We start from the raw sequence: 16,276 nt of genomic DNA on the forward strand, positions 1-16,276 counted from the left end.
CTTGCCATAATCTAGACTCTGGAACTGTTCCCAGTCGGTGACTAATACTAAGGCGTCACAGCCATCTGCCAAGCGATCTGGATCACCTTCTACCTGCACACCAGATATACCGTGACTCATGCCACTGGATGAAATAATCGGATCATAAGCTTTAACTTTTGCGCCTAACCGATTGAGATTTTCAATCAGAATCAATGCGGGAGCATCGCGCATATCATCTGTATCCGGCTTAAAGGTTAATCCCAGAAGTCCCACCGTTTTACCTTTAAGGATTTTAAGTTCTTGCTGGAGTTTTTCCACAGCAATTAAGCGCTGACGATGATTGACACTCACCGCTGCTTTCAACAGTTGAGCATCAAACCCATAATCATCCGCTGTATGAATCAACGCCGAGACATCCTTGGGAAAACAGGAACCGCCCCAACCAATCCCCGCTTGCAGGAATTTACCACCAATGCGAGTATCTAAACCAATCCCTTGGGCGACTTGAGTCACATCCGCGCCCACGCGATCGCAGATATTGGCGATTTCGTTAATGAAGCTAATTTTGGTGGCTAAAAAGGAATTGGAGGCATATTTGACCATCTCGGCTGAACTCAAATCCGTCACCACCACCGGAACCGGGGGTAGGGATTTATCTTCAGCGGGTTCACGCTTCACAATCGGCGCATAGAGTTCCTGCATCATGGAAATAGCGCGATCGCTATTACTCCCCAACACAATGCGATCGGGGTTAAAGGTATCATAAATCGCTGATCCTTCCCGCAAAAACTCCGGATTACTCACCACATCAAACTCAACGCTTGTGTCTGACGTCGTACCTCCAGAGGACTTCTGGTGAGCAGTGACACCATCCATGACAATCATTCGTACCCAATCCCCAGAACCAATGGGCACTGTTGACTTATTCACAATCACCTTGTAGCCCCCATTCAGGTGATTACCGATCCCACGGGCTACCGCTTCCACATAGCGAGTATCACTTTCACCATTGGGTAATGCTGGCGTTCCCACCGCAATAAACAAAATCTCGCCATGAGCGACACCCCTCGCCAAATCGGAGCTAAACTCCAAACTGCCCGCCTTACTGCAAGCTTGCATCAGTTCCGATAATCCCGGTTCATAGATGGGCGACTGCCCAGATTTCATTAATTTGACTTTGTCCTCATTGTTATCCACACAGATAACATGGTGTCCGATATGGGCTAAGCACACCCCGGTTACTAAGCCAACATATCCAGTACCAATAACACAAACGCGCATGAGCTGATCCTCTCTGGTAGATGGTAGGACTCAGGGCTATCTAGCGGATTGATTCGTGTCCTAGTAAGCCCCTATGCCCCTATGAGTTAATACTGTAGTCGCTTAACTGGAAACAAGGGAATACCCTTCAGCCGTTAAGCGATCGCGGAAATCCTCAACAGTGGTTTTTAACCCCTCCTGTAAAGGTATAGTCGGTTGCCAACCCAATAACGTCTTCGCTTTAGTAATATCCGGACGGCGACGTTGCGGGTCATCTTGCGGTAAATCCTTAAAGATAATTTCTGAATCCGGATTCACCATATTTTGCACCGCTTGCGCCAGTTGTAAAATCGTATACTCATCCGGATTCCCCAGATTAATCGGTCCGGTATGCTCATTATTCATCAACCGAATTAATCCTTCAACTAAATCCGATACATAACAGAAACTGCGAGTTTGTGAACCCTTGCCATACACCGTTAGGGGTTCACCCTTTAACGCTTGCACCACAAAATTACTCACAACACGCCCATCATTTTCCAGCATTCGAGAGCCGTAGGTATTAAAAATGCGAGCCACCCGAATTTCTACACCATTTTGCAGATGGTAATCAAACGCCAACGTTTCCGCCACTCGTTTCCCTTCGTCATAACAGTTGCCGCAAAATGCAACTCGTCCATGGCGACGTACACACACCACATGATTCTGCACATTAACGCAGTAAACATTGCCAGCATATCGAAATGGCTCTGGGGTGACTAAATGAGCGTCTTTTATCGGTCGAATATTCACCCGATATAAATCACGACCCACCGCATGAGACACAACAGACGCCGCATAGCCGCAACGCATGGCTAACTCTTGGACATCATCAGCCAGTTGTTTTGATTTCGTGTAATAAACATAGCCATCTCCGCGCTGGGAACCATCTCCCATGATTAATGCCTTAAACAAAATCAGCGACTGACGCTTGGATAATGATAAAAACTGGCGCGGAATATATTTCTCACCCGACTTACCCAGAGGACATAAAATCTCCGCCAGTTGTTTACTACAAATCCGGAATTGGTGGTCATCTGATGAGAAAAACTTAAAGCCGAGGTTGTTTAAACAGTGGGTTATTTTAGCTCGACCCTCTGGATTTTCTTGGGCAATCAAGATGTTATAGTCAGCCACCTCATAGTCACGTCCACCAACAACCCGCCCTCGTCGTCGGACATGAACGCAGCCTTCAGAAATGTAGTAACCGAGGAATTCTAACCAATCATCCATCCGAATTCGCTCGACTCTCACCTTGGCATTTTTCGGTGCAGTTCCCAGTTCAAACCATTCTGGTTCTTCTCCCTGAAACTCACCCCCGGTAGGGACACGCCAAGAATGCCAATGTCGGTCTTCATCCGCACGCAAAAATTGCAATTTTCCGGTTTTGCTGCGTACATACATCCAGTGATTTGGCGTTACACACAGATCGAATTTAGCATTGGCAAACCGGAGCAAATTACCCACGTAAGGCTGCACAATATACTCGTCCGGGACGTGATACTCAACTTGATTATCGGGATTAAGAGTCGCCACTCGCACCCCTGGCTGTAATTGGGGAAAAGGAACCCAGCCATTTTCCGTTAAAATTTCAGTTTCAGCGTCGTAACAACTGCGCGGTCCAATTGGATTAACATTTCCTCGGTATTCTTCGGGTTGAGGATGGACTTCCGGATCACCATACACTTCCGAAGTTGAGGCTAATAAAAATCTCGCCCCCACCCGCTTGGCTAACCCCAACATATAGAGGGTTCCCATGACATTGGTTTTAATTGTCTTGACAGGATTGTACTGATAGTGTATTGGCGAAGCCGGACAAGCCAGATGGTAAATTTGGTCAACCTCGACGCGAATCGGTTCGGTAATATCGTGGCGGATCAGTTCAAAGTAGGGATGATTCAGCCATTTGACGATATTTCGCTTGGTGCCAGTATAGAAGTTATCCAGACAGAGAACTTCATGACCAGCTTCCATTAACCGATCAACGAGATGGGAACCAATAAAACCAGCACCACCTGTAACTAGAATTCTCATAGGTTTTTCCGAATAGAGCGATCGCGTAAGCTTAGTGCGGTAAAGTAGCAAGCTCTACCATGTTACATTGAATCCCAGATTGGCAAGTCCTTGCCATGCTGAAAATCGCTTAATTCCTTTCAGGACGTGAAATTGAGACAAATTCAACACCCAACCCCTGACAATCGCTCTTGCCTGTGGTTATGATATTGGTTGAACTTTCTTAACACAACTAGATCTTGGGCAAACCAACGCGGTTTAGGGTGCATGATTTGAGCGTTGACGTGCCATACCTCAAGAGTTTTAGCTGATTCGCTAACAAAACTGCCAAATTTATTTTGGCTCAAAGGTTGTCGCTCGATCCTCACGGATCGAAGGGAGGCTGTAACCTGGCACAACGTTGCTGGGAGGTTTCTGAGGGGAATTTTACAGCAATTTTTCCGTCAGAGATATTAATTCGGTGCTTGATTTGTATCTACCTGCTTGAACTTAATTTATGCTGCTAGAGACCTTACACTCGCCAGAGTCTGTCCTCGCTCAAATGGATACGTTCAGTACCGGGAAGTTAGAACTGTGGTTTCAGCCCGTTTATCAAACAAAGACTGGTGCTGTATTACACAATGAAATACTCCTACGTTGGCGAGACGAAGCCGGAAATCTGCACTTACCCCAGGAATTCTTACCCACGTTGTCGGATAAAGGACAACTGCAAAAGGCTGATCGCGCCGTTATTCGCAAGGGAATAGAACTCTTAGCGGAACAACCTGATCGATGCCTGTCGATTAATCTTTCGGGAGAGGGATTAAATAACTTTGAACTGATCGAATATATTCAAACACTTCTGGATCAGTCAGGAGTTGACCCGAAGCAACTGAGTTTTGAGCTAACCGAATCAACCATCGCCAAAGATTTTCCCACAATTCGGGCATTTGTCCGCGAACTCAAAAGTCTGGGTTGTGCGATCGTTCTGGATAACTTTGCTAGTCGCGAATTAACCCTGTTTCAATGCCAACAACTGGCGGTTGATTTGGTTAAAGTGGATGGTCAACTGATCCAACGCCTAAAAACAGAACCGAGTAGTCGTGTCTTAACCAAAGCCATTCTCGAAGGCATTCAGGCGCTGAGTCAGGTGGCGGCTAAATTTGTCAGCGATGCGGTTACCCTATCTTTGGTGGAAGAAGTCGGGATTGATTTAGTCCAAGGACACCATCTTAAAACCCCTAGTCCAGCACCCGATTGGACGGAACTGGTTCGCCCAGAGGAGGAACAGGATTCACCCACGGCTGAAGTCCAAAAATCTACTCAATCCTGGCGTTTCCTGGTGGGAACGGGGTTTGTGGTGCTGGGATTAGGGGCAGTTGGTGTGGGGATTGCCTCCATTGGCTATCGCCTCAGTCACTTAGTTGTAGACGGTAGCACGATTAACGGGCGAATTGTGCGGCTACAAGCGCCAACTACGGGAAATATTCAAGCATTTTACGCCCAGCCAGGAGTGGTTGTGAAATCAGGACAACTTCTCGCCCGGATTAGCCAAGAACCCAGTCCCCAAGAACAAGAAGCCCTACTCCGCCTAGAACGCGCCCAAGACCAAGAACAAATCCGCAATCAGCTTGAAAGTCTCGAATTACAAGGACAGATTCAGGTTAATGCAACTCAGCTAGCATCGGCAAAACAGTCCCTAGCATTACTGAAAACTCAGTTACAGCAACTTGAACGTCGAGACCAAGCCGTGCGCCAAGTGGATGTAGAACTGGGCTTAGACTCCGTTAAGGAACAGCAAGCTGTAGTTCAAGCGGCACAGGCAAAAGCTGAAGCTGCCCGATTAGATTATCAACGGTATCAAACCCTATTAGAAGCAGGGGGTGTATCCGCACAGGAAACGGATCAGTTGCGCTTAGTCTGGCAATCCGCCCAAGCCGAAGTCCAACAAGCCCAATCTGTCTTGGATGCGACGCAAAAGGCAGTCAATGCTGCCCAAGCGGGTATTGCTCGCAGTAATCGCAATAATATTATGGGCGGGGTTCTGTCCGATCAACGGATTAGTTTGCAGCAGACGATACAACAGCAATCGGTTGTGGTAAATACGATGGAAGCGCAATTGGCTAAACTCAAGCAGCAGCTAAATAACAGCCAGTCTCTACAAAAAAATGCCCCTTCTCTGGTTAATGATCTCAAACAATTACAAAGCGAACGGAAAATACAAAATGTGTCAGCCCCCTTTGCGGGTGTTGTCTACACAGCGGAACGGGAACAAGGCGAACAGGTTAATCAGTTAGAACCGATAGTGACGCTACTAGATTGCAATAACTTGTGGGTAGAAACCGTAGTTAGTGCTGAACAAGCCAGTTCTATCAATACCGATAAACCTGTGACTGTAGGATTAGCAGGTTATGCCCAAACCGTCAAGGGTGAAATTGACCTGATTCAGCCGATTAGTAATATGCAACAGCTTAATAAGTTGACCCAGGTTCAAGCCCTACAGCCTGCGATTCCGCCTAAATTAGTGGGACAACCGTTAACCCGAATTACAGTACGGATTCCACCGCCGCCGCAACATGAGAATTCCCAACAGTTTTGCGGATTGGGACAAGCGGCGAGGCTGACGTTTCCTAAGAAATTGTTTGGTAATCGTTGAATTGAGATTTATATCTCAATTTTTTTTGTCTGGATTCCCTTGATTGTTTACATCTAGTCAAGAAACCGGGTTTCTTTGGGTAAAAGCTTGATATTTCATTGTCATCCTCACGAGAAACCCGGTTTCTAGGAATACTTGACCGACGCTCTAGGTGAGATGACAAATGATAGTCGTAAAACCCGCCCCTACACATAATTAAAGACGCGCCATGGCACGTCTCTACATCCAAAAACTCTATGACTCAATTATTTCGTTGGCAAAACATCTCGTCCTATCTTAATTGGTTCGCCCTGCTGTGTCTTTCCGCCTTCGGTTTTATTGGTTTCTACCTGCTGCGTAATCCGGAACAATTAAACCTATTAGGCATATCTGGTTTAATTAGTATGGGGCTGATCGGCATTTGGCGATGGTCATGGTGGGCGCTGCAAGTGATTCGTTCTCGGATTTACCTACATTGGGTTTTTCCCCGGTGGCGCAAACAAGCCGATCGCATTCCCCTGGATAAGTTACCCCCCGTTTGCTTATTAGTCCCTACCTATAAGGAAAAACCCTGGATCACGGAACGAGTCTTCCGAGTCATCGCCCAAGAAGCCCAAAGCCTGTCTCACCCCCTAACACTTTTGGTTACCAGTAGCAGTAATGATGAAAATGCTGCCATCTTAAAGATACTTAAATCCGTTGACCCTGAACTCAGTTGTATTCGCCTAATCCAAATGGTGCAGACGGGGGAAGGGAAGCGCAAAGCCATGGCGGATGGATTACGAGAATTAGCGCGTTTAAATCTGCCCCAAAATGCCGTTGTTGGGTTAATGGATGGTGATTCTGAACTAACACCTGGAACCTTACGTCGCTGTTTGCCATTTTTTCGTCTATTTCCCAAAATGGGGGCGCTGACGACGGATGAGTTACCGATTGTTGAGGGATCGTATCTGTTTTCTGAGTGGTTCCATTTACGCCTATCCCAGCGTCATTATCAAATGTGTTCCGTGTCACTGTCGCAAAAAGTGATGTGTTTGACGGGACGCTTTTCCCTATTTCGGGCGGAGGCGGCGCTGCATCCTACATTTGCGGATCAGTTAGAACTGGATACGTTGGATGATTGGTTGTGGGGACAGTTTAAATTCCTCTCTGGCGACGATAAAACGACGTGGTATTGGTTACTGCGTCGGGGTTACGATATGCTTTATATCCCCGATGTGATTGTCTATTCCATTGAGACGATTTCTGGGTCATTACTCGATCGCGCTTACCAAAATATGCGCCGTTGGTATGGGAATATGCTGCGGAACAGCGATCGCGCGATCGGTTTGGGTCCGGCTAAGGCGGGATGGTTTATGTGGTACTGTCTCCTGGATCAACGGATTAGTTACTGGACGACTTTGATCACACCGGGTTCATTATCAATTTGTTTAGTTCAAGGGTATTGGTTAGTCGCCGGAGTCATTCTCTGTTGGATTCTTTGTACTCGACCGATCATTTTAACTATCATTTTCTGGGGGCGACAATCTCGACTTAAACCGATTCATTTACCCGTCTTTTTAATCGCCCAGTGGAGTTCCTGTATTATCAAAATCTGGACTCAGATGAACCTTGCTCAACAAAAGTGGTCAAACCGAGGCAATCAAAGTATATCAGCCGCCGGATCGGGTTGGGAACGGTTGGTTAAAGTGAGTGTGTCTCGTTTTCTTTATGTTTCCCAGTTATTTGGCTTTGTGATTATTTTATGTTGGTTTGCCAGCCTACTCAGTCCCTTACAAGATGTGGCAGGGTTATGGTCAAATAGTACCTGGGCGATGAGTCAATCGGTTCCACCGCAAATTGTTGAAGCGATAGACCATGGAATTATTCCCAATGATGGTCAAGATGATGCCAAATCCCTCCAGGCGTTAATTAATCGTCTGTCTGGGGAAGACCCGGTTCAGATTAATTTACCCATTGGTGAAATTGATTTGTTTCATCCCATCGAAATTAATCGCAGTCACACGATTATTAAAGGGCAAGGGATGCGGCGAACTATTTTACAAGCGTATATTAGTAAACCTGATACAAAAGCTGTTCTAGTCATTCGACCCCGTGAACATCCTTTGACTGAAACAGCCGAGTCTGATCAGAATCGGATTCAAGATATCCATTTGAGCAAATTTACACTCCGAAAAAAATCACTCAACTCAACCGAAAATATATCTGATGTTGGCAGTATTATTTTAGATAATGTAGTCAATTCATCACTGAAAAACCTTGATTTACCCAATAATCAAAATCATCCTTTAGTCATGCGTAACACCGAGAATATAACAGTAGAATATGTCATGGCAGGTTTGTAGTAAGGGCTTTAGCCATTAATTTTAAGGGTTTTCAGTTCTGCCGTAGTTGGTGTGCTAAATATATAATTTAATAGTCTACCTTAAGACAAATGTTGTTCACATCGCTGAAAAATATAGCGCAGCACCCCTAAAATCTCGTCGAGATGAGCAATTCCATAGAGTAATGTTTCATACACCTCACCTTCAGTTGTTAATTTATAAAACCGCCAACCATCTCCATTGGTAACGATTCCAAATACATCAATCTCCTGCTCGCGTTGGCGATTTTGCCAGGAACACGCTTGCATTTCTACTAAACACTGAGCTAATCCTTGCTCAAAGTCATCTTTTTTCGCTTCAACAATACAGAGATAAGGGGTTTCAATATAAGCCTTACGTTCAGTAATCAAGTAATCAACATTTCCTGTGGTTATATCAGAGTCTAGATCCGCCCCTTTCCATATTTTCAACTTCTTATAGGGTTGTATAGCTTCTTCGCAAATTGCATCAATCACTATTTTTTTAGATTCTTCATATTTTTGTAAATCAAAACATTGTAATCTAGCCCAGCGTTCTTGGAAAAAGGCACTGGGTGCAACAGGTTGGCTGTCAACGTGCCAGAGTAATAATTCAGTTAGGCTTAATTGCTTGAAGGCTTCTGTAGTATTAAAGCTAGCAAAGTTTTTTTTCTTTCGCTTTTTGGCATTTGACGACATGTCACGCCTTCCTGGTTAAAAAATACGCCGAAAAGGACTTATATCTGGGGGTGAGGGCTTTAGCTTAGAGTGAATAGCACGCTCAGATGAGGCTGGTGGGCAATGCCCACCCTACCTTTTGTGCTATTCGTTCACCTCTGAAACCGAGAAATCAGCAAAATCGACATACACATCTTTCGGAGTTGCCCAAGAGGGATCACCACCGCCAAAAAAGGTGGAGAAAAATATACCATCAATTTTCAAGTCTTCAACGGTACGGAAAGTCAATCCTTGCTCATCGAGAACCATATTTCCATCCAGCCAAACTTTAACCCGACCATTGGCTTGACCCGGTTTATTGAGGACAACCTCCTGCTCAATATGATGCCAAGTTCCAGGAATAAATTGCCAATTCCCCCGACCAATTGATGTGCCATATTCGTCACTTGTGGGTAGATAGGCATACAGTTCCCCATCTCCATTGCGTCTCCACATAAAGCGCGTCGAAAATCCATCGGTTCCATCAGGCGTTTTTCCGCCACTAGCACCGTCACCGCCGTAAAGTCCTGGCAATTTCCCCCCCTTCACAAAGTCAAAGTCGTCGGAAAAACGAACATAATAACTCAAGCGCAGGGATTCTTTAGCGGGTAAACCTAAATCCGCATAAAACTGCGTACCTCCTAAGGGGGCATCATTTTTTCGAGAAACCGTAGGACTAGCTGAACCCGCCGGATAGTTGACCCGCAGCACTTGAGCAAATCTGCCGTCGGCGTCTTTAATCACTTCACTATTTTCTAAACCCCACTGTTTCTCACTTTTAAACTGCCAAGATTGCTGCCAATCCGTTGCGGCAAAGCTATCTGACCAGAGCGGGGTAACATCAGTGTTAGAGGCTACATCTTGACTGGTTTCTGTGGAATTGGAATTGCTTAAAGCAGAAGAGGACTCTATTTCATTTGAAGCAGTCTGAGCGCAACTATTCAGCATGATGACTAAAAAAGCTGCACTTAATAATTGACCTGAAGCGGTTAGATGCTTAAATGTGATTGACATGGGTTTGGCTTAAACGTGCGGGATAGCGTAGAGTTTTGAGCATTTTCATCTTGATGCACCCTCAACCATCCAATTTAATCCTTGCTCTCGGCTTTTGTCAGCCGTTATGAAAGACCTACTCAAAGCAGGTCAACCTTAGTCAGACCTAACTTTGATGCTTACTTCCTGCTTCACTCTGGCAGTGACGGCACTTAACCAGTCCACAGGCTACCACCACCTAACTGGCGGCTATCTCCAAATTAATGGAGGCATTAAAATCTCTGTCGATTTCCAAACCGCAATTGTCACACCGGAAAACTCGCTCAGATAAGGGCATTTCATCTTTTACGGCGTGGCATCTTGAGCAGGTTTTGGTTGAGGGATACCATCGGTCTACTACAACCAAGGTTGACCCGTACAATTGGCATTTGTACTCTAACTGGCGTTTGAACTCGTGAAAACCCATATCTTGAATAGCTTTCGCCAATTTGTGATTAGCCATCATGCCGGACACGTTCAAATTTTCTATTCCTATTCGGCTGTGGTTTTGGGCTAAATAAGATGTGAGCTTGTGTAACGTGTCTTTTCTGATATTGGCTATTTTCCGGTGCAAACGGGCTATTTTGACTTGGGCTTTTCTCCAGTTAGAGGAACCAATCTGTTTGTGACGATTTAGCCACTGCAGCCGTGAAAGTTTTTTTTCGTACTTGCGATAGCTAGACGCGCCTTCTACCACGATTCCAGTAGATAAGACGGCTAAGGCTTTGATTCCCAAGTCTACTCCCACTACAGGGTGAGGTTTGGGGCGATTGATTGGTTCATATTCCAGCTTAAAACTGATAAACCATCGGTCAGCCGTTCTGGATATGGTGACAGTTTTGGGCTGAAACTGAACGGGTAGCCGCTCATAGGTCTTCAACCAACCAATGACCGGAACTCTAATCTTAAAATGGTCGAGTTTAATTGACCCGTCTAGAGTAAAGCTGTCATGCTTTCCCTTGCGTTTAAACCGAGGTGGTTTTTTCTTTTTCTTAAACGCATTCCTCCATGCTTCGGCTAATTGCTTAAGCGCAAACTGGGGGGCGCATTTACTCACCTCGTAGTACCAAGGACAGGCGGGCTTAACCAGTGCAACTAACCACTTATGCAAGTCAATCCCAGTGGGGAACTTGATTTTATCCTCTCTTGTATCCCGGTTGTGGTCGAGTATCTGCTTAGTCAAGCCCAAACCCCAATTCCAAGCGTGACGGGCGACACCAGCGTGTTTAGCTAATGCCGTTCGCTGCTTGTTGTTCAAATTCAATTCACTCTTGAACCCTAAAAGCATAACCTGGCAAGAGTTGATAATTGTATAATAACCAGTATACCGCTACATACAGGAAGCAGCAATGCCCTTTCAAAAGGATCATCCATGGAGAGCGAAAAAGATACTAGATCAGCCGCTAGACAAAACCCCTATCTGTTTTAAGGGATATGAAGGGCAAAAGGATAAGCTGAAATCTGTCCCCAACTGGCAAGAACGGATAAGGCAATTTGTAGATGAACTGATATCTGAGCAAAATGCATAGACTTGCTCAGATATGCATAGATATTAGGTTGCAGCTACTAGCCCTTGACTGAAGAAAGGCAGAAGGCAGATGGCAAGGTGATAAGGAATAAGGAAATTATCACTGTTTAGATAGACCTCAATACTCCTCGGATACGCTCTAATTTAATTGCTTCTCCCCCAGCTTCCAGACGCGCCATGGCGCGTCTCTACATCGCTTGCCCATCTCCCCTACTGGGGTTCGAGGCGCAAGACTGCCATAAATGCTTCCTGAGGCACATCAACTGTACCTAAAGATTTCATCCGCTTTTTCCCTTTTGCCTGCTTCTGCAACAATTTTTTCTTACGGCTAATATCCCCGCCATAACATTTAGCGAGTACGTCTTTCCGTAATGCAGGAATATGTTCGCTAGCAATTACCCGACTACCAATCGAGGCTTGCAGGGGAATTTTGAATTGGTGACGGGGAATTAATTCCCGGAGTTTTTCCACTAACGCCCGACCAACAGAGTAAGCTTTATCCCGGTGGACAATCATTGCCAGAGAATCCACTGGATCACCATTAATTAACACATCGAGGCGAACCAGAGTGTTTTCCTGATACCCAATCAGGTGATACTCCATACTGGCATAACCGCGCGATCGCGATTTGAGTTGGTCAAAAAAGTCAGTCACGACTTCCGCCAGAGGTAATTCATACACCAAGGTGGTTCGCCCTTGGGTTAAATACCGCATATCTTTAAACTCACCCCGCCGCGTTTGGCACAGTTCCATCAGCGTCCCCACATAGGTTTCTGGGGTAATCATCTCGATGCGAACATAAGGTTCTTCAATTTTCTCCCGCTGCTGGGGTGGAGGGAGTAAGCTGGGGTTGTCAATTTCCAAAACCTCCCCATCCATATTCGTGACTCGATAGACCACTGATGGAGCGGTAATGATTAAATCTAAATCATATTCCCGTTCTAATCGCTCCTGGACAATTTCCATGTGCAATAAGCCCAAGAAACCACACCGGAAACCAAACCCCATGGCGCTGGAGGTTTCGGGTTCATAGTTGAGAGCCGAATCATTGAGCTTGAGACGGTTGAGAGCTTCGCGTAAATCTTCGTACTGATCTGCATCGGTGGGGAATAAGCCACAGAATACCATGGGTTTGGCTTCCTTGTAACCCGGTAAGGGCTTCTCCGCCGGTTCAGCAGCTAGAGTTATAGTATCGCCAACACGGGCATCTTCTACGGTTTTAATCGCCGCCGCGATGTATCCCACTTCTCCGGCGTGTAGTTGCTCAACCTGGATTTGTGTGGGTGACAATACCCCCAGTTCATCAATTTCATATTCTTTTTTGGATACCATCAGGCGAACTTTTTCCCCAGTTCTGACGCTACCATCCATCACCCGGAAATAGACGATGACGCCTCGGTAGGGGTCATAGTAGCTATCAAAAATCAAGGCTCGCAGGGGCTGATCGATGGTGTCTTGGGGAGGAGGAACCAGATGCACAATGGATTCTAAAATCTCATCAATCCCAATTCCCTCCTTTGCCGATGCGAGGATGGCTCCGCTACAATCGAGACCAATGATCTCTTCGATTTCTGAGATCACTCGTTCGGGTTCTGCTCCTGGGAGGTCAATCTTATTCAGAACCGGAATAATTTCCAGGTCATGCTCCAAGGCTAAATAAACATTTGCCAGAGTTTGAGCTTCAACCCCCTGAGAGGCGTCTACCACGAGCAATGCGCCCTCGCAAGCGACCAGCGATCGCGAAACCTCATAGGAGAAATCCACATGACCCGGGGTGTCAATTAAATTGAGAACGTATTGCTCACCATCTTTCCCCTGATAGTTCATGCGAGCGGCTTGCAGTTTAATGGTAATCCCGCGCTCCCGTTCCAATTCCATGTTGTCCAGGAACTGTTCCTTCATTTGGCGATCGCTCACCGTACCGGTTGTCTGTAAGAGGCGATCGGCTAAAGTGGATTTACCATGATCAATATGAGCAATGATGGAAAAATTGCGAATGCGAGAGACAGGAACATCAGTCATAGAATTATCGGGTGACAAAAAAAATTGGCAACACGGAATGGATGGCTCTTAATGTATTTTAATGTTTCTTCCCAAAATGGGGACAATACTCCTGATACTCTAACTCCAGAGAACCTTTTGGGGCTAAGTACGTCACGAATCTCAGGTGGCAAGAGGGCAAATTGTCGTAAAATGTAGTGTAGGGGAACACCAAAACGCTGAAAATGAATAATCATGCCATTCATCGAGAGCATTCAACAAACAAGGAAGAAATATCTATCCTGATGGATGCTCAACTGTTAGACCAAATCAAACACTTAACCAATGATCCGTCTAAGGTGATAGAAACAGCCATTCGTCAATGGCTAAGAGGAGAGCGCGATCGCGATGATGAGCTAACCCGCACCTTGAGACGAAATCCACCAGTACCGCCACGAGGCGAATGGAACGATTAAGAGCCAAGATGTTCGTCGCTTTATTCTTTCGCCTGAGGCTCCAGGGCGTTAAGGGGTTGCATTTATGTCTGTCTTGGTGCGAGCGCTAATCCTTTCGCTGCTTGTAGTTTCCAGGTTTCTTGTAGATGATTGCTCCTGCTGATTTCCACCATCCTCGATTTGGGTATACCACTATGCAATCTACTACTGCACAAGGCAAGTCCAGCTTTTTGCAGGAGTTAGAGGTTGAGCTGATGTGTAGCCAAGATGCATCAGGTCAGTATCACTCCTTTTATTGGCGACAAGCCGAGCAGTATGATTTAACTCAAGAACAGGTTATTGGGGTTCCCCTCAACGAAACCTTTCATCCCATTGCTCTAGATGCTTATCGGGATCGAATCCAGCGGATTCTAGACAACCGCACCCCAGAACGCTGTATCCACGACTTCTGTTATGGCGATCACGTATTTCCCTTTGAACTGGTGATCAGCCCAATTTTACAAGCAGACGGTCAGGCGACTCAGGTTTGGGTGATAGGTCATCTATTACCGGAGGGTTCGGTGCAAAAAGTGATCGATTCGCTAGTACCGTTAAGTGTCGATCCCAATCAAAAACTACTCACCCAAATTGCCCGCCGGATTCGCCGGACGTTAGACTTAGATACAATCTGGCAACAAACGGTAGACAGTTTAGGGAAAGCTCTACAAGTCAGTCGCTGTATTATCTGTTCCTACAAACCCGACTATACGGATGTCAAGGTGGAAGCGGAGTATCGCCAAGAGTCATTAGAGGAAATGTTGGGGATGACGCTGGAACTGGAGTCGGAACTGATAATGAAACAAGCGATGTGGAGTTCCGAACCGGTTGTAGTTGACCAAATCGCCCCGAGTCGGTTTCAAGAAAAATCCATGCTGGTGGTTTCCACGTCTTATAAAGATGAACCCAATGGCTTAATTAGTTTACAACAGTGCGATCGCCACCGTCCGTGGAGTGATGCGGAAATTGAGCTAGTGCGGGAGTTGGCTGAACAAGTGGGAACCGCGATCGCGCATGGTACGCTCTATAAAGAACTAGAACTAGCCAGAGAACAAGCCGAAGAAGTGTCCCGCCTCAAGAGTGAATTTCTTGCCAGCACCTCTCACGAATTGCGGACGCCCCTAAATGGGATGATTGGCTTTCTCAAGCTGATTCTGGAAGGGATGGCGGATGACCCCGAAGAACAGCGAGAGTTTATTCAGGAAGCCCATAATAGCGCCTTACATCTGCTCAACATCATCAACGATATCTTAGATATCGCCAAGATTGAAGCCGGAAAAATGGAGCTGGAGTTTAGTCCAGTTGAGTTAGAGTATCTGTTCAATAAGGTCTATGATTTTACCGCGCAGCAAGCCCATCACAAGAATTTGAGCTTCACCCTAGAAATTCCCGCCGTCTACGATGGCATTGTTATGTATGGGAACTATCAACGGTTGCTACAGGTGATGCTAAACCTAGTGGGGAATGCGATTAAATTCACCGATGAAGGGGGAATTACCATCAGCGCCGAAGTCATTCGCAAGAAAGTCCATTTTCAGGGACAGGAGTTTCCTGGACATGTGAAAGTGCGGGTTGCGGATACAGGGATTGGGGTTTCCTTGGATAAACAAGACAAACTCTTCCAATCTTTTAGCCAGGTACATGGTGGACTCAATCGTCCTTACGGGGGAACCGGGTTAGGGTTAGCCATTTCCCAAAAGCTAGTGGAAACCATGGGCGGTGTTGTACATTTCTTCAGCATGGGGGAAAACTTAGGTTCAACTGTGACATTTACTGTACCCCTTTATCAAGAACCCGTGATGGTGTCGCGCACAGATTGAGCAAAAGGCGAGGTATCCTAGTGCAGCGTCGCAGAAATAGCCTTAAGTCAGTACCATTCCGTTAGGTTGGTAGCTGGGAAACTTATTGAATTGAGTTAAAGACTTACTGGCGAAGGCATTTCCTGTTCCCTGTTCCCTATTCCTTCTATTTTATTAAAAAAGTTAGGGGAATCCCCTAAGTCTGACACCTTCCCCTAACTGTTTATTATTGGGTAAGAGTGGAAGACGAACCGACTCCACCAAAAGAGCAGATACCAGGGGGTAGTCGGTTGATTACACAGACAGATCCCCGACTTCTTGAAGAAGTCGGGGATCTTGCTTAGTAGCTTATTAAATAAATCTTCAGGAAGAGGCAAAGGAAGCGGCAATTCTTTAATAAAAATTATCCGATACTTCTATGCCAAATCTAGGGTGAGCAGATTTCCAAAGTTGATGAACTGGAGATTGAACAGCCCCTCG

9 protein-coding genes and 3 pseudogenes are annotated in these 16,276 nt (G+C 45.9%); 4 read left to right on the forward strand and 8 right to left on the reverse strand.

Going from position 1 to position 16,276, the window contains the following annotated elements:
- From MC7420_RS27790 to MC7420_RS42955, 4 genes and pseudogenes are all read right to left on the reverse strand, one after another.
- On the reverse strand, positions 1-1,263 hold a 1,263-nt coding region (locus MC7420_RS27790; RefSeq protein WP_044210159.1), incomplete at its 3' end, for a UDP-glucose dehydrogenase family protein.
- A gap of 102 nt (positions 1,264-1,365) precedes the next feature.
- Positions 1,366-2,001, reverse strand: a pseudogene (locus tag MC7420_RS42950) (GDP-mannose 4,6-dehydratase); the annotation flags it as partial.
- 33 nt (positions 2,002-2,034) lie between these two features.
- Positions 2,035-2,685 (reverse strand): annotated as a pseudogene (locus tag MC7420_RS44170) (LAGLIDADG family homing endonuclease); the annotation flags it as partial.
- A 194-nt stretch (positions 2,686-2,879) separates the two neighbouring features.
- A pseudogene (locus MC7420_RS42955) lies at positions 2,880-3,315 on the reverse strand (GDP-mannose 4,6-dehydratase); the annotation flags it as partial.
- A 475-nt stretch (positions 3,316-3,790) separates the two neighbouring features.
- Between MC7420_RS42955 and MC7420_RS35780 the strand changes: the two are divergent.
- Entirely contained in the window at positions 3,791-5,929 is a 2,139-nt protein-coding gene (locus tag MC7420_RS35780) for an EAL domain-containing protein (RefSeq protein ID WP_006104707.1), read from the forward strand.
- A 236-nt stretch (positions 5,930-6,165) separates the two neighbouring features.
- Positions 6,166-8,253, forward strand: coding sequence for a glycosyltransferase (locus tag MC7420_RS27805; protein ID WP_006104666.1), 2,088 nt, complete (start codon positions 6,166-6,168; stop codon positions 8,251-8,253).
- 80 nt (positions 8,254-8,333) lie between these two features.
- Here the strand turns inward: MC7420_RS27805 and MC7420_RS27810 are convergent, their stop codons facing one another.
- From MC7420_RS27810 to lepA, 4 genes are all read right to left on the reverse strand, one after another.
- Positions 8,334-8,948 carry a hypothetical protein gene (locus MC7420_RS27810; protein ID WP_006104705.1) on the reverse strand — a complete coding sequence of 205 codons (615 nt, stop codon included), beginning with the start codon at positions 8,946-8,948 and terminating at the stop codon, positions 8,334-8,336.
- A 123-nt stretch (positions 8,949-9,071) separates the two neighbouring features.
- On the reverse strand, positions 9,072-9,980 hold the full coding sequence (locus tag MC7420_RS27815; RefSeq protein ID WP_006104786.1) for a polysaccharide lyase: 909 nt from the start codon (positions 9,978-9,980) through the stop codon (positions 9,072-9,074).
- A gap of 217 nt (positions 9,981-10,197) precedes the next feature.
- Positions 10,198-11,286 carry an RNA-guided endonuclease InsQ/TnpB family protein gene (locus MC7420_RS27820; RefSeq protein ID WP_006104684.1) on the reverse strand — a complete coding sequence of 363 codons (1,089 nt, stop codon included), beginning with the start codon at positions 11,284-11,286 and terminating at the stop codon, positions 10,198-10,200.
- Between the two features lie 450 nt (positions 11,287-11,736).
- On the reverse strand, positions 11,737-13,548 hold the full coding sequence (lepA, locus tag MC7420_RS27830) for a translation elongation factor 4 (RefSeq protein ID WP_006104676.1): 1,812 nt from the start codon (positions 13,546-13,548) through the stop codon (positions 11,737-11,739).
- Between the two features lie 203 nt (positions 13,549-13,751).
- Here lepA and MC7420_RS27835 point away from each other — a divergent pair, with 203 nt between their 5' ends.
- Together MC7420_RS27835 and MC7420_RS27840 are read left to right on the forward strand one after the other, a co-directional pair.
- Positions 13,752-13,982, forward strand: a complete 231-nt coding sequence (locus MC7420_RS27835) for a type II toxin-antitoxin system CcdA family antitoxin (RefSeq protein ID WP_044210163.1) — start codon at positions 13,752-13,754, stop codon at positions 13,980-13,982.
- Between the two features lie 125 nt (positions 13,983-14,107).
- Positions 14,108-15,817 carry a sensor histidine kinase gene (locus MC7420_RS27840; protein WP_006104668.1) on the forward strand — a complete coding sequence of 570 codons (1,710 nt, stop codon included), beginning with the start codon at positions 14,108-14,110 and terminating at the stop codon, positions 15,815-15,817.
- Positions 15,818-16,276: the final 459 nt, after the last annotated feature.

The sequence above is a fragment of the Coleofasciculus chthonoplastes PCC 7420 genome, from assembly GCF_000155555.1.
GTDB lineage: Bacteria > Cyanobacteriota > Cyanobacteriia > Cyanobacteriales > Coleofasciculaceae > Coleofasciculus > Coleofasciculus chthonoplastes_A.